General features: G+C 63.8%; 17 protein-coding genes. 10 read left to right on the top strand and 7 right to left on the bottom strand.

Annotated features, from left to right (window positions below; translation table 11 throughout):
- The first annotated feature begins 46 nt into the window (after positions 1 to 46).
- Both DMR_RS21195 and DMR_RS21190 read left to right on the top strand, forming a co-directional pair.
- Positions 47 to 760 (top strand): Bax inhibitor-1/YccA family protein, encoded by a 714-nt coding sequence (locus DMR_RS21195; protein WP_043601328.1) that lies wholly within the window; start codon positions 47 to 49, stop codon positions 758 to 760.
- Positions 761 to 823: 63 nt separating this feature from the next.
- Positions 824 to 1,981: a tetraacyldisaccharide 4'-kinase gene (locus tag DMR_RS21190; protein WP_015863095.1), complete on the top strand. Its 1,158-nt coding sequence runs from the start codon at positions 824 to 826 to the stop codon at positions 1,979 to 1,981.
- Positions 1,982 to 2,064: 83 nt separating this feature from the next.
- On the opposite strand, the gene DMR_RS24010 is transcribed toward DMR_RS21190, so the two are convergent.
- Positions 2,065 to 2,340: a hypothetical protein gene (locus DMR_RS24010; RefSeq protein WP_015863094.1), complete on the bottom strand. Its 276-nt coding sequence runs from the start codon at positions 2,338 to 2,340 to the stop codon at positions 2,065 to 2,067.
- Between the two features lie 21 nt (positions 2,341 to 2,361).
- Between DMR_RS24010 and DMR_RS24005 the strand changes: the two genes are divergently transcribed.
- On the top strand, positions 2,362 to 3,717 hold the full coding sequence (locus DMR_RS24005; RefSeq protein ID WP_012749736.1) for a transposase: 1,356 nt from the start codon (positions 2,362 to 2,364) through the stop codon (positions 3,715 to 3,717).
- Here DMR_RS24005 and DMR_RS21180 read toward each other — a convergent pair.
- Both DMR_RS21180 and DMR_RS21175 read right to left on the bottom strand, forming a co-directional pair.
- Positions 3,631 to 4,200, bottom strand: a complete 570-nt coding sequence (locus DMR_RS21180; protein ID WP_193763665.1) for a hypothetical protein — start codon at positions 4,198 to 4,200, stop codon at positions 3,631 to 3,633. The two genes, DMR_RS24005 and DMR_RS21180, sit on opposite strands and share 87 nt — an antisense overlap.
- 171 nt (positions 4,201 to 4,371) lie before the next feature.
- Entirely contained in the window at positions 4,372 to 5,580 is a 1,209-nt protein-coding gene (locus DMR_RS21175; protein ID WP_043601322.1) for a DnaJ domain-containing protein, read from the bottom strand.
- A 285-nt stretch (positions 5,581 to 5,865) separates the two neighbouring features.
- Between DMR_RS21175 and DMR_RS21170 the strand changes: the two genes are divergently transcribed.
- The 6 genes from DMR_RS21170 (at position 5,866) to DMR_RS21145 (ending at position 11,959) form a co-directional block, all read left to right on the top strand.
- Entirely contained in the window at positions 5,866 to 6,333 is a 468-nt protein-coding gene (locus DMR_RS21170; RefSeq protein WP_006922406.1) for a chemotaxis protein CheX, read from the top strand.
- 155 nt (positions 6,334 to 6,488) lie between these two features.
- A complete protein-coding gene (locus DMR_RS21165) occupies positions 6,489 to 8,657 on the top strand; it encodes a protein-disulfide reductase DsbD family protein (RefSeq protein ID WP_232502849.1) in 2,169 nt (722 codons plus the stop codon).
- 195 nt (positions 8,658 to 8,852) lie between these two features.
- A complete protein-coding gene (locus DMR_RS21160; RefSeq protein WP_015863091.1) occupies positions 8,853 to 9,581 on the top strand; it encodes an amino acid ABC transporter ATP-binding protein in 729 nt (242 codons plus the stop codon).
- Positions 9,582 to 9,633: 52 nt separating this feature from the next.
- Entirely contained in the window at positions 9,634 to 10,452 is an 819-nt protein-coding gene (locus DMR_RS21155; RefSeq protein WP_015863090.1) for an ABC transporter substrate-binding protein, read from the top strand.
- A 99-nt stretch (positions 10,453 to 10,551) separates the two neighbouring features.
- On the top strand, positions 10,552 to 11,253 hold the full coding sequence (locus DMR_RS21150) for an amino acid ABC transporter permease (protein ID WP_043602113.1): 702 nt from the start codon (positions 10,552 to 10,554) through the stop codon (positions 11,251 to 11,253).
- A gap of 10 nt (positions 11,254 to 11,263) precedes the next feature.
- Positions 11,264 to 11,959 (top strand): amino acid ABC transporter permease, encoded by a 696-nt coding sequence (locus DMR_RS21145; RefSeq protein WP_015863088.1) that lies wholly within the window; start codon positions 11,264 to 11,266, stop codon positions 11,957 to 11,959.
- A 212-nt stretch (positions 11,960 to 12,171) separates the two neighbouring features.
- Here the strand turns inward: DMR_RS21145 and DMR_RS21140 are convergent, their stop codons facing one another.
- Both DMR_RS21140 and DMR_RS21135 read right to left on the bottom strand, forming a co-directional pair.
- The gene (locus DMR_RS21140) at positions 12,172 to 12,690 is read right to left on the bottom strand and encodes a hypothetical protein (RefSeq protein WP_015863087.1); all 519 of its coding nucleotides are present in this window, start codon (positions 12,688 to 12,690) and stop codon (positions 12,172 to 12,174) included.
- Positions 12,691 to 12,736: 46 nt separating this feature from the next.
- Entirely contained in the window at positions 12,737 to 13,396 is a 660-nt protein-coding gene (locus DMR_RS21135) for a DUF4755 domain-containing protein (RefSeq protein WP_043601320.1), read from the bottom strand.
- A gap of 460 nt (positions 13,397 to 13,856) precedes the next feature.
- Here DMR_RS21135 and DMR_RS21130 point away from each other — a divergent pair, with 460 nt between their 5' ends.
- Complete coding sequence (locus tag DMR_RS21130) at positions 13,857 to 14,684, top strand: alpha/beta hydrolase (protein ID WP_043602110.1); 828 nt, start codon at positions 13,857 to 13,859, stop codon at positions 14,682 to 14,684.
- A gap of 81 nt (positions 14,685 to 14,765) precedes the next feature.
- Here DMR_RS21130 and DMR_RS21125 read toward each other — a convergent pair whose 3' ends face one another.
- Positions 14,766 to 15,698: an SPFH domain-containing protein gene (locus DMR_RS21125; RefSeq protein WP_015863085.1), complete on the bottom strand. Its 933-nt coding sequence runs from the start codon at positions 15,696 to 15,698 to the stop codon at positions 14,766 to 14,768.
- A 14-nt stretch (positions 15,699 to 15,712) separates the two neighbouring features.
- The gene (locus DMR_RS21120; RefSeq protein WP_232502848.1) at positions 15,713 to 16,141 is read right to left on the bottom strand and encodes an NfeD family protein; all 429 of its coding nucleotides are present in this window, start codon (positions 16,139 to 16,141) and stop codon (positions 15,713 to 15,715) included.
- Between the last annotated feature and the right edge of the window lie 122 nt (positions 16,142 to 16,263).

Below are 16,263 nucleotides of genomic sequence, written 5' to 3'. Positions count from 1 at the left end.
TATAGACTAGGGATAGTCTACTATTTTTTCCTTGAGGAGGATGCTCATGAGCTACCAATATCGCTCGATGCAGACAACCCAAGCCCGCGTCGAAGTTGTAAACGCCTTCATGCGCGGCGTCTACGGCTGGATGTGCCTGGGCCTGCTGGTCACGGCGGCGGCCTCGGTCTTCGTGGTGTCGAGCCCGGCCCTGATGCAGGCTGTTTTCGGCAACCAGATCCTCTTTTTCGGCCTCATCATCGCCGAACTGGCCCTGGTCGTGGGCCTGTCCGCCGCCATCAACCGCCTGTCGGCCGGCACGGCCAGCGGGCTGTTCATGCTCTATAGCGCCCTAAACGGCGTCACCCTGTCGGCCATCTTCGTGGTCTACGCCCAGGCCACCATCTTCAAGGCCTTTCTGGTCACCGGCGGCATGTTCGGAGCCATGAGCCTGTATGGCCTCCTGACCAAGCGCGACCTGACCGGCATGGGCAGCTTCCTGTTCATGGGCCTTATCGGCATCGTCATCGCCTCCCTGGTCAACATGTTCACCAAGAGCGCCATGGCCGATTTCATCATCTCCTGCGTGGGCGTGCTGGTCTTCACGGGACTGACCGCCTACGACACCCAGAAGCTCAAGGTCATGGGCGAGATGGCCCCGGCCGACGACGCCACGGCCGTGCGGCGGGGAACCATCCTCGGCGCGCTGACCCTCTACCTCGACTTCATCAACCTGTTCCTGATGATGCTGCGCCTTTTCGGCGGCGGCAACAGGGACTAGGCCAGCCTGCCCCAACGGCCCGCCCCCGGCCCCGCCGGCCCGGGGCGGGCCATTTTTTCCGCCATGGCCAATGCCCGTCGCACCCGGCGGCGAAGGATCGAACCTTCGCGCCGCCCCCTCGCTTCGTCGCCGTCGCTGACGCCCAAGGACCTCCTGCGCCGGCTCCTGGCCGGACTGCTCGTCGTGCCCGGCCGGGCCGTGGCCGGCTATCGCCGGCTGGAAGCCCGGGCCTTCGGCCTGGGCCTGGGCAAGGTCTGCCGGCCGGCGGCGGCCACCGTGGCCGTGGGCGGCATGTCCCCGGACTGCCGGGGCCGGGTGATGCTGACCTCGTGGCTCCTGGGCTGGGCCGCCGCCCGGGGCGTGTCCACGGCCGTGGCCGGACCGGTCGGCGACGGCTGCCCGCCGGCCAGCCCGTTTCAGGTATTGCCTGGCTCCAGCCTGGACGAGGCCGGCATCGAGGCGGCGCTTTTGGCCCGCTACAGCCCAAATGGCCGCTTTCTTATCGACGCCGACCCGCGCATCGCCGCCGCCGCCGCCGTGCGCGCCTTTGCTCCGTCCATGCTGGTGCTCCAGGACGCCCTGGGCGAACCCCGGTTGCGCCGCGACCTCGAACTGGCCATCCTCACCCCCGACGACCTCGGCTCCGGCTTCGGCCGTGTTTTCCCGGCCGGTTCCTGGCGGCGCGGCCCCGATGTCCTGTCCCGGGCGGCGGCGTTTATCATCCACGCCGGCCCCCAATCCCTGGATACGGCCATGGTCGCGGCCGAGCGCCGACTGGCCGGCTACGGCAAGCCCATCTTCGGCATGACCTTCTCCCTGTGGCGCTGGCGCGGCCCCGATGGCCCGGCCCCGGCCCCGGCCGGCCAGCCCTATGTCTCCATCCTCGGCGAAACCGACCGCGACAGCCTGCCCGACCTCATCCGGGCCGACCTCGGCGCCCAGCCGCGCATGGCGTTTTTCGTCCACGACCGCCACCGCTTCACCTGCCAGGACTTCGAACATCTGCGCGCCGACGCCGTGCGCCTGCGCACCGCCGTGGCCGTCACCAGCCCCCGCTTCGACCTCAAATTGCGCCAGGGCGGCAGCCAATTAAGTGGCCTGTCCGTGTGGACCTACGACCCCGAAGTGGTCTTCGGCCCGCGCTTGCTCACCGACCAGCCGTTTCTGGCCTGGTGGGAAACCCGCCTGGCCGAGGTGCTGACCGAGCGCCTTGGGGTGTAGCAGGAAGAGGGGGATGCCTCCGGCGGCTGGGGGCCTGAGGCCCCCAGACCCCCCGTCTGGGGAAAGGGTTTAAGGGGATTTGGTCAGGCGGTCAGGGACTGGCGGGCTGTGGCCAGGACATGCAGCGCGGCCGGATCGGCCGGCAGAGCCAGGCCGGCGGGCGTGGCCGCGTCGGGATGTGCGATCAGCCCGGCCTCGATCAGCGCCCGTGTTAGCGCCATGGCCCCGCACTGGCGGCTTACCGCCGCCGCCGACCAGACGCCGTCAGCCACATATTTTCCCGACGTGTAGGCCGTGGTGAAGCTCCACAGATAGCAGCGTGTTGAAAAACTCCGCCAAGTGACCGAGAATCCAGCCATCGCGGTTCCGGAGGTGATCTGATGGGGCTTGGCCGTCAGGGTGATCAGCAGGGGACGATGTATCTGGCCTGGGATGAGATTCCTCGGTCTCGTGGGCACGCTTTTTACGATCGTCTCCAGCAGACTCTCCGGAAAGCCGCCTTCGATGGTTTCGCCGAGAAGCTGTGCAAGCCCTTCTATTCCGACAAGGGGCGTCCCTCCATTCCGCCTGGCCGGTATTTTCGGATGCACCTCGTGGGGTATTTCGAGGGCATCGACAGCGAGCGCGGCATTGAGTGGCGCTGCGCCGATTCGCTTTCCCTCCGGGATTTTCTCCAGCTTTCGCCCAAGGAGTCTGTGCCGGATCATTCCTCGCTCAGTCGGACACGGTCCCGTCTGCCGCTGGCGACCCACCAAGAGGTTTTCACCTGGGTTCTCAAGCTGCTCAGCAAGGATGCCTTGGTCCTTGGAGGCCGCATTGGCGTGGACGCTTCGACCATGGAGGCCAACGCGGCGCTCAAAACCATCGTGCGCCGGGACACGGGTGAGAGCTACCGCAAGATGCTCCTGCGCATGGCTAAGGAGAGCGGCATCGACTCTCCGACGGATGAGGATCTGGCTCGCATGGACCGCAAGCGCGTCGGCAAGACGCTTTCGAACAAGGACTGGCAGTCGCAGGTCGATCCCGAGGCGAAGATCGCCAAGATGAAGGATGGCCGAACGCATCTGGCGTACAAGCCGGAGCACGCGGTGGACCTGGACACCGGCGCGGTCGTGGCGGTCGAGGTGCATGAAGCGGACAAGGGGGACACTTCGACTCTGCAAAAGACGCTGAAAGCCGCTCAAGAAAGTTTGCGACGGGTCACTTCCACACCGCCATGCCCGGACGATCCTGCGGAACTGGTCGCGGACAAGGGCTATTTCTCCCGGGATGTCCTCAAAGACCTGGACGGAGGGCCATGGCGGACGAGAATCGCCGAACCCAAGCGCAACGGCCTGAACTCCTGGCGTGGCGATCATGAGGCGCGGCGCGCCGTGTACAACAACCGAATCCGGATATCGTCGATGGTCGGGAAGGCCATGGGAAAACAGCGGACGGAACTGGTCGAAAGAAGCTTCGAGCATACGCTGGACCGGTCTGGCGGTATGCGCCGGGTCTGGCTCCGGGGACGGGAGAACATCCAGAAACGGTATCTGCTCCATGTGGCCGGTTTCAATCTCGGCCTGCTGATGCGGGTCAAGACCGGCCATGGCACCCCCAGGGGCTGGGCCAGTGCCTGGCTTGCGCTCATTTGGCCCAATCAGCATCCCTCAATGGCCTATTTGGCCATCGTCATGGTGGTCGAAGGACGATGCTGTGGAATCATGCCCATCGCCGTCATCTGCGGGGGAGAATAGCCGGAAACAGCTTTTTGCAACGGCCTGATAGGGGCTAGGCACGGCCGGCCGGCGGCGGCGATAGCCAAAGCCGTTGTAGCCCTCGAACACGTAGGCCGTGCCAGCCAGGCTCCAATCCTCCCAAGCGTCCAGCCCGGCCAGGACCAGCGCGTCCAGGGCGCTTTCCTCCCAGGTAAAAGGCGGCTGCCCGGCCGCCGGGCGGCCCTTGGGCAGGCGCACGGTGCGTCCGGCCAGCGGATCGCCGTTGTGCAGGTGGCGCGTGAAATCCCCGCCCGATTCCAGCAGATGCAGGATGCCGACCACATGCCAGGGCAGGCCAAGGCCTGTCCCCACGGCCGCATAGCGGGCCTTCCGGGCCGTCTCGGCCAGCCGGCGGGCCAGCCGGGCCGTCTCGGCGGCCCGTTCGGGGCGGATGGGGGACGTGCGAAACAGGTCGCGGTACTCGGCGGCCAGGGACGCGGTCAGGGGAAAGCCTTGGGCCATGGGACGCTCCTTGCGTTGCAGGTTCTGCAACACAGGAGTCCACGCAAGCCGGACAACGTCCAGCCACTCCCCGTCCGGGACGGCAGCTTTATAAACCTTTCTTCCAGATGGGGGGTCCGGGGGCCTCAGGCCCCCGGCCGCCGGAGGCATTCTTCATCGGAAAATGCGACGCTAGACGGCCCAGGCCGTGGCCGTGCGGCGGCCGGCTGAGAAGCGCATGGCCATTTCGTAGGCCACGTTGACGTCCTTCATGGCTTCCTCGTCACCGCCGAGGTCGGGGTGGTGCAGGCGGGCCATGTGGCGGTAGGCGTTTTTGATCTCGTCCACCGAACAGGGATAGTCCAGGCAGAGGATCTCGTAGGCGCATTTGAGGTTCATGCCGCTGCGGCGGGCGATCTCCCGGGCGCGGTGTTGGCGGTCGTCGTCGGGTCGAAATCCCTGGGCGGTCCGTTCAGGGCGCGGCCGGGCATGGGGCCGGGAAGGGCCGGCCGTGCGGCTTTGGCCCGACGCGCCCGTGGCGCGGTTCTGTGAGGACGCGCCTGCGGTGCGGTTCTGCGAGGCGTTGCCGGCCGTGCGATGCTGGCCCGACGTGCCGGCCGTGCGCTGTTGCGAGGAGGCTCCGGCCGTGCCTTGTCCGGCCGAGGCTTCCCGGGCCGTGTCTCGGCCGGCGCTGCCGGTGGTGGTTCCGGCAAAGCCTGGCTGCTGGCGGAAATGGGTTCGGGATTCCGTGCGGGCCTCGGCTTGGGGGCCGGCGGCCTGGGTTCGGAAGGTCCCCTCGGGGCGGGGGCGTTCGCGGTGGGCTCCGGCCTGGGCGCGAAACGTGTTTTGGCCGGTCCGGTCCGAACCGGCGCTTGCGGCCCCAGCACGTCCCGCCGCGTTGCCGGTGAAAGCGGCTCCCGGGCCAGCCGTCTGTTCCCGCGAACCGGCTCCGGCAGTCGAAGTGGCGCGTGCCCCGAAACCGCCCTGGCCGGCGTTGTGGGACGCGGACGGGCCGGCGGCCTGGGACGTGGTCTCGTGATGGGGTCGGGTCTTATGCCGGAAACGCTCCGAGGTACCGGCCGCCGAGGCTCCGGCGGCGGACTGGGTGCGACTGGCGGAAAAACGGTCGGACGCCCCGGCGGCCTGGGCCGTCTGGGCGCGAAAACGGGCATGGCCTGCGGCGTTTCCCGGGCGCGAGCCGGCCGAATCCGTCCGGCCGGAGAACCCGGTCGCCCCGGGCCGGGTCGTGCGCAGGCTTTTGAGCACTTCCTGGAGATGGACCAGGATTTCCTGGAGCAGCACGCGGGTGCGACTCAGCTGCAGTTCCAAGGCCTGCCAGTCGGTAACGCCACCGGCAGCCCTGGCCCCGGACGCGCCATATCCCTGGGCGTGCCTAGGCATGGCGCCCTGTCCAGCCTTGGCCCGGGAAGTCGCAGACTGCTGCGGCAGTCGCGCCAAGGTTACGGCAAGCTGTTGGATTTATATACATTTTGGCTATCAAAACAGCACCTTTCCTTATTGAAACTACGCAATCCACTGGTCCCTGGCAAGGCGTATTTCCGCTGGCTTGCCTGCTCCTCTCGCTAGTGACAGGGGCGCGGGTTTTGATGTAATGCCTGAAGCGATACGGATATCGTTGCCGCGCCGACCGCGCGCCATCTGCCCGAAGGCACCCCGAGGACACGCATGAAACCGACCGACGCCGAAGTAGCCAAGCCTTTTGTCGACGCCACCAAGCACGTGCTGACCATGATGGCGCAGCTTGATCCCAAGCCTGGCAAGCCCTATGTCAAAAAAGTGTCGGCTGCTGCCGGCGATGTTTCCGCCGTGGTGGGCCTCACCGGCGACCGCAACGGCAGCATCTCCATCAGCTTCTCCAAGAAGTGTGCCGTTGCCGTGGTGAAAAACATGCTTGGCGACGACATTTCCGACATCATTCAAGACGCCAAGGACGCCGTGGGCGAGATCACCAACATGATTTCCGGCCAGGCCCGGGCGGGTCTGAGCCAGCTTGGCCTCAACCTGTCCTCGTCCACGCCGACGGTCATCTTCGGCGATAACCACACCGTCAGCCACATTACCTCCGGGCCGGTGGTGGCCATTCCCTTTTCCACCGAACATGGGGACTTCACTTTGGAGTTCTGCTTCGAGTGATCACGCGCGCCGCCCGCCGCTCCCGGGGCTTTGGCCCGGGGGACGCGGCGCATCTGGCCGACATGGCAGCAACGAGCGTCCCGGCCTTTGGCCGTCCTGACCAAGCGGTCGCCCCAAGGACCGCATCCCGGCTTCGCTTGCTGGCCTTTCCGACGATGGCCGTTTTTTTGTTGTTGTGCCTGGCCCAGGCCGGGCTGTCCGTCCGGTTGGCCGTCGCTGCCGGCGGCGCGCCGGGCAAGGCGGTCCAGCCTGCCGCCGCGACCCGTTCCCCGGGCAAAGCCGCGCCCTCGCCTGAAACCGCTGTTCCGCAATCCGCCCCGGCCGCCAGCCCGGACGCTGTTGCTTCGCCCGCCCCGTTGGCCGGCGCGCCGTCGCCTAACGCCCCCGCGACGGAGCAGCCCCTGTCGCCGCCCTCAGCCGTCACGCCGGTTGTCGACGCGCCCGACGCGGCCGCGTCGCCGCCGGTCGGCGGCCCGGATGCCGCATCCCAGGAGCAATTGCCGGCCGTTCTGGAAACGGCCCTGTACCGACTGCCCAAGGGCGATCCTTCCGGCCCGATGCTGGCCGTGCTGACCCTGGTTTCCGGCCCGGGCTGGCACGCCTACGCCGTGGGGCCGGCCGAATCCGGGCAATCGGCCCGGGCCGCCCTGGCCGCCGGTGGCGCGGCGGCGGCGGCGCTGTTTCCTCCCGGCGCGCCCACGCCCGATCCCTTGGAACCGGACAAGACCGTGCTGGTCTACGAGGGCCGCACCCCGATTTTCGTGCCTCTTTCGGCCGAAGCGGCGGCCGCGCCGCTGCTGTCCGGCGAGGTGCGGGTCTTTTCCTGCTCGGACACGAGCTGCTGGCCGTCGGCCCTGGCCGTGTCCCTGCCCCTGGCCGGCCCGGACCCGGCCTCCCTGCCGCCGGCCGAGGGCCAGCCCTGGTGGCCGCTGTTTCTGGCCCTGCGAAACGCCTCCCTAGCCTCGCCCTTGACCGCCTGCCCGGACCCGGGGCTCACCGCCTCCCTGCATCCGACGCCGCCGGCCGCCCCGGCCGCCCCGGCCCCGGCCCCGGAAACGCCCAAGCTCGCCCCCCGGTCCTTCACCCCGGCCCTGGAGGTCGGCGGCCTGCTCAAGGCCGCCTTGCTGGCCTTTGCCGCCGGTTTCGTGCTCAACTTCATGCCCTGCGTGCTGCCCGTGGTGAGCCTCAAGCTTTCCGGGCTTCTGGCCATCAGTGGCGAGGAGGGCCGCCAGGAGCGGCGGCGTATCCTGCGTGAGCACAACTTCTTTTTCGCCCTGGGCATCGTCACCTATTTCCTGTGCCTGAGCCTCATCCTCGGGGCTTTTGGCATGGCCTGGGGCGAGATGTTCCAGTCGCCGTCCCTAGCCATTGTGGCCGCCGTGGTGCTGTTCGCCCTGGCGCTCAGCCTTTTCGGGGTGTTCCATCTGCCCGTGGTCGATCTCAAGATCACCTCCGGCGGCCGGGGCCACACCCGGCGCGGGGCCTTTTTGACCGGCGCCCTGGCCACGCTTCTGGCCACGCCGTGCAGCGGCCCGTTTCTTGGCGGCGTCCTGGCCTGGACCCTGCTCCAGCCCCAGCACGTCATCATGACCGTGTTCGCCGCCATTGGCCTGGGCATGGCCTCGCCCTACGGCGTGCTGGCCATCTGGCCCAGGCTCGTGCGTCTCCTGCCGCGCCCCGGAGCCTGGATGCAAAGCCTGGAGCGGGTCATGGCCTTTTTGCTGGCCGGCACCTGTCTCTATTTCCTGGCGCTCCTGCCGCCCGGGCGCATCCTGCCGACCTTGGGCGCGTTTTGGGCCACGGCCATTGGGGCCACGCTGCTTGGCCGCATGCACCATGCCCAATCCGCCTTTCGCGGCCTGGTCATGGGCGTCGCCGCCCTGGCCGTGGCCGGCGGCGGCCTGGCCTTTGCCCTGACCTACGCCCCCCAGGCCGAGGCCGAATGGGTGGCCTACACCCCCGAGACCTTTGCCGCGCACCAGGGCAAGGACAACCTCGTGCTGGACTTCACGGCCGATTGGTGCCCCACCTGCAAGCTCCTGGAGCGCACCGTCCTGACGCCGCCCCGGGTGGCCCAGTGGGGCAAGCGCCACAAGGCCGTCTTCATGAAAGTGGACCTCACCCGCCAGACCCCGCCGGCCATGGCCCTGCTGCGGGCCCTTGGCAGCCAGTCCATCCCCGTGGCCGCCTTCTTCCCGGCCGGCGAGGCCGCCTCCCGCCCCCTGGTCCTTCGCGACCTCTTCACCGCCGGCCAGTTCGAGCAGGCCATGGACGAGGCCTTTGGCCCGCCAAGCGCCCTGCCGACAGCCACTGGCGGCCAGTAGCCGTCGGGTCCGGCCTCGGCCCCGGGTGGGGCAGGGTCCGGGGAGGTGTCGAGGAGTCGCCAATCCGGCGGCATGGATTGACAAAAGCGGACAATTCGCGCAGGCTCGGGCATTCCGGGTGCGTCTTGCCGTTTTGCCTTTTGCCGCTGCGGCAGGGCGTCAAAATCCGTTTTGCCCGAGAGGAATTGCTGCCCTATGGCCATGATCGAATTTCATAATGTTCAGAAGTGGTACGGCGACTACCACGTGCTCAAGGGCATCACGGATTCCGTGGACCAGGGCGAAGTGCTCGTCATCTGCGGCCCGTCCGGGTCCGGCAAATCGACGCTTATCCGCTGCGTCAACCGTCTGGAGGAATACCAGCAGGGACATATCCTGTTCGACGGCCACGACATCCACGGCGACGACGTCGACGTCAACAAGCTGCGCTGCGACATCGGCATCGTGTTCCAGCAGTTCAATCTTTATCCTCACCTGTCGGTGCTCAAAAACATCACCCTGGCCCCCGTCAAGGTCAAAAAGACGCCCCGCAAGGAAGCCGAGGAACTGGCCCTGGCCCTGCTGGAGCGGGTGGGCATCCACGAACAGGCCAAAAAATTTCCGGCCGAACTCTCCGGCGGCCAGCAGCAGCGCGTGGCCATCGCCCGGGCCCTGGCCATGCGGCCCAAGGTCATGCTCTTTGACGAGCCCACCTCGGCCCTGGACCCGGAAATGATCAACGAAGTCTTAAACGTCATGAAGGACCTGGCCCGCGACGGCATGACCATGCTGTGCGTCACCCACGAAATGGGCTTTGCCCGGGAAGTGGCCGACCGGGTGGTCTTCATGGATTATGGCGAAATCGTCGAAAGCGCGCCGCCGTTGGAATTCTTCCGCAATCCCCGGCACGAGCGCACCCGGCTATTCCTCAAGGAAATCCTGTAGTCCGTCCGCGGGCGACGCCCGCAAACCATCAAAACGCCTGAAGGAGGCTTCCATGCGCAAAGCAGCCCGGCTTACCGTTCTCGCCTGCCTGTTCACCCTCGTTGCGGCCATGCCCGCCCTGGCCGGCAAGCTCGACGACATCAAATCCCGCGGCACCCTCGTCGCCGGCGTCAAGGACTCCCAGCGCCCCTTCGGCTTCGTGGATGAAAAGACCAACCAGATCGTGGGCTTTGAAATCGATCTCATGCAGGCCCTGGCTACCCGCTTAAACGCCAAGCTGGAGCTCAAGCCCGTTACCTCCTCCACCCGCATCCCCATGCTCACCCAGGGCGCCGTGGACATCGTGGCCGCCACCATGACCCACAAGAAAGAGCGCGAGGATCAGGTCGACTTCTCCATCACCTATTTCATGACCGGCCAGAAGTTGCTCGTGAAAAAGGACGGCGGCATCAAGTCCGTGGCCGATCTGGCCGGCAAGAAAGTCGGTTCCGTCAAGGGCTCCACCTCCGAGCAGAACGTGAAGAAGGCCCAGCCCGACTGCACCGTGATTTCCTTTGAGACCTACCCCGAGGCCTTCCTGGCCCTGAAGCAGGGCAAGGTCCAGGCCGTGACCACCGACGAGTCCATCCTGGTCGGCATCAAGAACAGCGACGACAAGCCCGAAGCCTGGGACATCGTGGGCGAGTACATTTCCCCCGAGCCCTACGGCCTGGGCGTGGCGGAAAACGACTCCGACTTCCGCGACTTTGTCAACGCCGCCCTCATGGACATGTGGGAAAAGGGCGAATACCAGAAGATCTACGACAAGTGGTTCGGCAAGGACACCAAGGACTATCTGCCCCTGACCTGGAAGATGGAGCTTTGGCCCTAGTCGGCGACACGCGTTTCCTGAGTGACCTGCGGCCGGGAGGAATCCTCCCGGCCGCACTTGCGCCGGGGTCCGCCCCGGCCGCCAAGCGGGGATGAGTCTTTGGCGTATCAATTCGATTTCGGCCAGGTGGTCAGCGGGGAGTACGGCCAGTGGATCCTGTCGGGTCTGGGCGTGACCCTGCAGATTTCCGGCATCTCCATCGTGCTGTCCCTGGCGCTGGGCACGGTGATCGCCGTGTTGCGGCTGTCCAAAGTGAAGCCGCTGGTCTGGTTCGCGGCCTCCTTCACGGAATTTTTCCGCAACACGCCACTGCTCGTACAGATATTTTTCTGGTATTTCGGCTCCTACAGCGTGCTGCCTGAAGCGGTCAACCAGTGGCTCTACGCCCGCGACTTCGAGTTCGCCTGCGGCGTCATCGCGCTTACCGTCTACACCGCCGCCTTTATCGCCGAGGAGATCCGCTCCGGCATCTTTTCCATCCCCAAGAACCAGCTCGAAGCCTCGCGCGCCTGCGGCCTGTCCTTTCTCCAGGCCATGGCCTACGTCATTTTGCCCCAGGCCTTCCGGGTCATCATCCCGCCTTTGATTTCCCAGTTCTTAAACCTCATCAAGAACTCGTCCCTGGTCATGACCATCGGCGTCATGGACCTGACCTACATGGCCCGGCAGATCGAGGCCCACACCTTCCACGGCTTCGAGGCCTTCACCGTGTCCACGCTGATTTACCTGACGATTTCCTTGATCGTGTCCCTGGGCGTCAACCTCTACAACCGCCGCGTGCTGCACGTGCGGTCACGGTAGGAGGCGCGCCATGCATTGGGACATCGTTTTTCGCAATTTCGACTACTTCCTGATCGGGGCCTATCCCAAGGGGCCGCTGGGCGGTCTGGCCATGACCGTCATCCTGGCCGTAGGCGGCATTTTCGGGGCCTTCTGGCTGGGCCTTGGCGTCGGGCTCATGCGCATTTCCAAAAAGCCGTCCCTGCGCTGGCCGGCCATGGGCTTTATCGAGATCATCCGGGGCACGCCGCTTTTGATGGTCGTCTTTTGGTTCTACTTCCTGGCCCCGGTGGTCTTCGGCCACACCCTGCCCGAGGCCGAAAGCGCGCTGATCGCGCTTATCGTCTTCACCAGCGCCTACATCGCCGAGATCGTGCGGGCCGGGGTCGAGGCCCTGCCCAAGGGCCAGATGGAGGCGGCGCGCGGCACGGGCCTGTCCCACTTCCAGGCCATGACCCACATCATCCTGCCCCAGGCGCTGTTCAACATGATCCCGTCTTTCGTCAACCAGTTCGTTTCCTTGACGAAAGACACCTCGCTGGCTTTTATCATCGGCGTCAACGAGCTGACCAAGGCGGCCACCCAGGTCAACAACCGCACGCTGACCGCGCCAACGGAAATCTTCATCACTATCGCGGTGCTCTATTTCGTCATCTGCTACTGTCTGACGGAATTTTCCCGCTACCTGGAGCGACGCATCAACCGCTACCAGGCCCGGGGGCGGTAGCAACCGTCCACGTCTCCCGGAGTTCGCACCCTGGATTTTTCTTGTTGGGAAGGCGCAAAAGCCACGCCCGGCTGCTGCTGACGAGTCCTTCGAAGCAGCAGCCGGGCGTGGCTTTGTGTGCGGTTACAGGCGGGGTACGATGTTTTCAGCAGCGCCGCCACTGTGGAAACCGTTATCCCGGGCGGTCTTGTCCTGTGGCTAAGGGAGTCGAATTAGTCTGGCTCGCATGCGTCGCCTATGTCGAGGGACACGATTTCACCAGTCAGTACTTTTGCTTTGAGCGCAAAAGTCAAATGCACGGCCCAGTGTTTGCTGCTCCAGCGGTAGGACATGTACGAATCTTTGGTCAACGTATCATCGCGCTTGTCGATTATCGGTTTTGTCCCGGTCTTTTGGCTGATCGTTGCGGCGATATTTTCCATGTCCTTGGTTGTGAAGGTCAAGCACACCCTGTTGAGCTTGTTTTGGCAAAACTCATACTTGGTTTCGCTGGTCGGGAAGCCGAAGAAATCGGGGTCGCTTCCGGCAGGACTGGCATACACTTTCCATGGATTGCGCTGTGATTTGGCCGAAGTGGCATCAAAAACCGTATCAGCCAGGACAAAAGTTTTGGGCGGCTTGTCGCCAAAGCGCAACTCTTTGTAGCCGTTTGGGAACTGTTCAGCACCCAGAGCCGTGCCGCAGGTCAAGGCGAGGAGACAGAGGACGAGTAAAGCAGACATGGGGCGCATGATATTATTCCTTATGGAGGTGCGTACACAATGCTGCGTGTAGTGCTTATTTATTCGCGCAGACTTTGCAATATCCCAGGACCTGTTCCTTGGACGAGCTCAGGGGGCCGCCGCAAAGAATGCACAGCCCCTGGGCTTTGCGGCGTTGGCGAAGCGTCTCTACGGAACCGTCGCTGGAGTCCGCCTCGGTCCCGGAGGTCGTATCCTCGGGGAGTACGCCCTCCATGGCCTGAAGAAAGATTTCGTAAGACCTGTCTAAACTGGCTGGGTTTGCAAATTTGATATTGACCGTGGGCAAATTGATGTCAGCAAGATGCAAAAATAATCCGCTGTCGTCGTAAGCATCTCGTGCCATTCTTGCGTTGTGGGCGCTCACGGAAACGCTCGTCGACAGATCTTTTTTTCCATGAACTATGGTTTTACCTGGTGTTACCCAGAGTTTTTTGACCTCGCGGATGGCCGAAATCGGATACTGTAAGGGTATGTCGTTCAAAATCAGGAGAATTTGTTTTTCAGTTATGTTTATGGCGTAGCCTGTGCGATCAAAATAATGGAAATAGCCGAATCCTGTGGGCAGAGTGTGATAATGTGAACGAAATTTCTCTGGATCGGCTGTTTTTGGGATTTTTATTTCACTGAGACGCTTGAGAAGGATCCCAAAAAGTACAATAAGGCCGAAGATTACAACGAATCCTGTTGCTGACATGTGGCGGTGGCTCCTGCTGTTAAATAACGTTGCTGTTTATTTTTGTAGCGCCATGACTTTTGTGTATAATAAATACTGAGAAGCCACGATAAAAATCAGTTTTTTCGCCGGCTGTAGTGTGGCAAAGTGGCCTCGGTTTTTGCGCAAGAATGAATTGGAATAGTCCTCCTGGTGTTGTGATTTTAAGGCTTCTTGTGTCTCAGGAGACTGCGAAGTGTTAGAAAAGTTGCACGAATAAAATTATTACAAAATAAAAGGTAAGCTTGTCAATGAAGACGCTGTAAAAAACAATCGTTACATTACATATTTGTAGTGGGCTGTATTGAATGGGTCAATGGGGTGTTTGCCTTCGATGCCGGGATCAGGCAATCGACGGGAACGGTTCTCCGAGGGGTATTTAGTCCTTGAGCAAGGAGGGTATGTGCGGTCATATGGCCCCATGAAGACAACGGGGATCGCCATGAAAATCGCCGCCGTGGTGGGTCTGGCCGCCATGCTCGCCTACTTGGGCTACTGCGTCATGCTCTATCTGGCCCAGGACGGCATGGTCTTTCCGGGACAGGTGGCCGATCCGGCCCGTGTCGAGGAAATCAAGCGCTATTATCCGCGTCTGGAACCCTTCACGGTGACGGCCGGGGACGGCACGGCGCTTACCGGCTACTACCTGCCGCGCGTGAAGGACGGCAAACCGCTGCCGGCGGTGCTGTATTTCGCCGGCAACCTTGAGGAGCAGACCGGTTTTTTCCTGTGGTCGCCAAATGAGTTGCGGTTCGTGTCCGTTGCCGGTGTGGACTACAGGGGCTACGGCGGCTCGGGGGGCAAGCCCAGCGAAGCAAGCGTCAAGGCCGACGCCCTGGCGGTCTACGACGCCCTGGCCCAAAAACTTGTCCCGGACGGCCACATCGTGGTCATGGGCCGCAGTCTCGGGTCCGGCGTGGCCGCTTACGTCGCGGCCAACCGGCCGGTCGCCGGGGTGATTCTCGTCACGCCCTACGATTCGCTGTTGGCCGTGGGCCAGGAGGGGCATCCCTACGCGCCGGTGCGGCTTCTTATGAAGCATCCCTTCGACACCACGGCGGATGCGCCCAAGGTCTCGGCTCCGACGCTGTTTCTGGTGGCCGGCGACGACACCCTTATCAAGCCCGTCCGGTCCGAGCGTCTGGCCGCCGCCTGGCCCGGCCCCAAGACCTACGAGGTCATCCCCCACGCCACCCACAACAACATCATCGACAATCCGCAGTATTGGAAAGCGATTCGGGAGTTTCTCAAGAGCTGCTTGGCGCAATAAGCGGGCTGCCTCGCCACAACGTTGTCGGGCGGCAAGCACGCCAACGGGCCCAGGCCGCAGGGGCGGGCATGGATACGGCGCTCAGGCGGTCTTGACGTCCTTGACTTCCTTCACCGTGGCCATGGCTGCGCCGATCATCCCGGCGACATCGGCGACGTTGGCCGGCATCAGGATGGTGTTGTTGGTCTTGGCCAGGTTGCCGAAGGCCGTGATGTATTGTTCGGCAAGCCGCATGTTGACCGCCTCCATGCCGCCGGCCTCCTTGAGGGTGAGGGCGACCTTGCGGATGCCTTCGGCCGTGGCTGCGGCGATGAGGTCGATCTTTTTTGCCTCGGCTTCGGCAATCAGGGTCACCTGTTCGGCCTGTCCCGTGGCCTCGTTGATCTTTTTTTGCTTCTCGCCTTCGGACTGGTTGATCATGGCCTGGCGCAAGCCTTCCGACGCGGCGATATCGGCCCGCTTTTGCCGTTCGGCGGTCATTTGCGCTTCCATGGCCCGCTTGACCGACTCCGGGGGCGTAATATCCTTGATCTCGTAGCGCAGGACTTTGACGCCCCAGGTCATGGCCGCTTCGTCGATGGCCGTGACGACTTCCACGTTGATCTTTTCCCGTTCCTCAAAAGTCTTGTCCAGGTCGATCTTGCCGATGGCGGAGCGCAAGGTGGTCTGGGCCATTTGCGTGGCGGCGCGCAGATAGTTGTCGATGCCGTAGGCGGTCTTTTGCGCGTCCTGGATCTCCAGGTACACGATGCCGTCAATCTCCACGCTGACGTTGTCCTTGGTGATGCAGACCTGGGGCGGGATGTCGATGACTTGTTCCTTGAGGCTGAACGTGTAGGCGGCGCGGTCGATAAATGGGATAAGGATATGGAAACCGGCCTCCAGCTTGCGGCTGAATTTTCCGAGGCGTTCGATGATGACCTCGCTCTTTTGCGGCACGATGACCGCGCCTTTGAGCAGGACAATGACGACGAAGATGGCGACGGCGGACAAGGCAAGCAGCGAAGGCGTCATGGGAGAAGCTCCTTTCAAGATGGTTTGAGGACCTTCAGGATAAGGCAAGACTTGTCGGCATGGTCAAAACCCGCAATTTCAACTTCCGTGTTGGCGGTGAGGTGTTCCGTCGCACGGGCTCTCCAGACGGAACCACGATACCGGACTTGGGTCTCCTGGCCTGGGGCAAGGTCTTGGTCGATGACGACCCGGGCCTTGACGAAATTCTGGTCCCGTTCCTCCCCTGGGGCCGCCTCGCTTTTTCCCACGAAGACGCGCATGGCCATTTTGCGCAGGGTCGCCAGGGAAAGTAAGGTGACCACGATGAACGTGGCCACCTGGGCCGCATAGGCGTCGGGAAGGGCGGCCGCGAGGACGGCGGCGCCGAAACATCCCAGGCCAAAGAAAAGGATGACAAAGCCTGGGAGAACCAGCTCCGACAAGGAAACGGCAAGGCCGACCACAAACCAGATGAGCCAGGGAGGGAAGCTTGTCGCCATGGAGGTCCTTTTCAAGCCGCGAGTTGGAAGAGTCCTTTTCTAGGGGGGAGGAGTGCAGCGCTTCGGCGAGTGCTCTGCCCCGGCGT

The organism is Solidesulfovibrio magneticus RS-1, from assembly GCF_000010665.1.
Lineage (GTDB): Bacteria > Desulfobacterota > Desulfovibrionia > Desulfovibrionales > Desulfovibrionaceae > Solidesulfovibrio > Solidesulfovibrio magneticus.
Note: the sequence above shows the minus strand (reverse complement) of the source record. Positions and strands in the feature narration are given on the sequence as shown.

Bases quoted from the DNA above. Each gene is read 5' to 3' on its own strand.
- DMR_RS21195 (WP_043601328.1), top strand. From the start codon at position 47: ATGAGCTACCAATATCGCTCGATGCAGACAACCCAAGCCCGCGTCGAA.
- DMR_RS21190 (WP_015863095.1), top strand. From the start codon at position 824: ATGGCCAATGCCCGTCGCACCCGGCGGCGAAGGATCGAACCTTCGCGC.
- DMR_RS24010 (WP_015863094.1), bottom strand. From the start codon at position 2,340: ATGGCTGGATTCTCGGTCACTTGGCGGAGTTTTTCAACACGCTGCTAT.
- DMR_RS24005 (WP_012749736.1), top strand. From the start codon at position 2,362: ATGGGGCTTGGCCGTCAGGGTGATCAGCAGGGGACGATGTATCTGGCC.
- DMR_RS21180 (WP_193763665.1), bottom strand. From the start codon at position 4,200: ATGGCCCAAGGCTTTCCCCTGACCGCGTCCCTGGCCGCCGAGTACCGC.
- DMR_RS21175 (WP_043601322.1), bottom strand. From the start codon at position 5,580: ATGCCTAGGCACGCCCAGGGATATGGCGCGTCCGGGGCCAGGGCTGCC.
- DMR_RS21170 (WP_006922406.1), top strand. From the start codon at position 5,866: ATGAAACCGACCGACGCCGAAGTAGCCAAGCCTTTTGTCGACGCCACC.
- DMR_RS21165 (WP_232502849.1), top strand. From the start codon at position 6,489: ATGGCCGTTTTTTTGTTGTTGTGCCTGGCCCAGGCCGGGCTGTCCGTC.
- DMR_RS21160 (WP_015863091.1), top strand. From the start codon at position 8,853: ATGGCCATGATCGAATTTCATAATGTTCAGAAGTGGTACGGCGACTAC.
- DMR_RS21155 (WP_015863090.1), top strand. From the start codon at position 9,634: ATGCGCAAAGCAGCCCGGCTTACCGTTCTCGCCTGCCTGTTCACCCTC.
- DMR_RS21145 (WP_015863088.1), top strand. From the start codon at position 11,264: ATGCATTGGGACATCGTTTTTCGCAATTTCGACTACTTCCTGATCGGG.
- DMR_RS21140 (WP_015863087.1), bottom strand. From the start codon at position 12,690: ATGCGCCCCATGTCTGCTTTACTCGTCCTCTGTCTCCTCGCCTTGACC.
- DMR_RS21135 (WP_043601320.1), bottom strand. From the start codon at position 13,396: ATGTCAGCAACAGGATTCGTTGTAATCTTCGGCCTTATTGTACTTTTT.
- DMR_RS21130 (WP_043602110.1), top strand. From the start codon at position 13,857: ATGAAAATCGCCGCCGTGGTGGGTCTGGCCGCCATGCTCGCCTACTTG.
- DMR_RS21125 (WP_015863085.1), bottom strand. From the start codon at position 15,698: ATGACGCCTTCGCTGCTTGCCTTGTCCGCCGTCGCCATCTTCGTCGTC.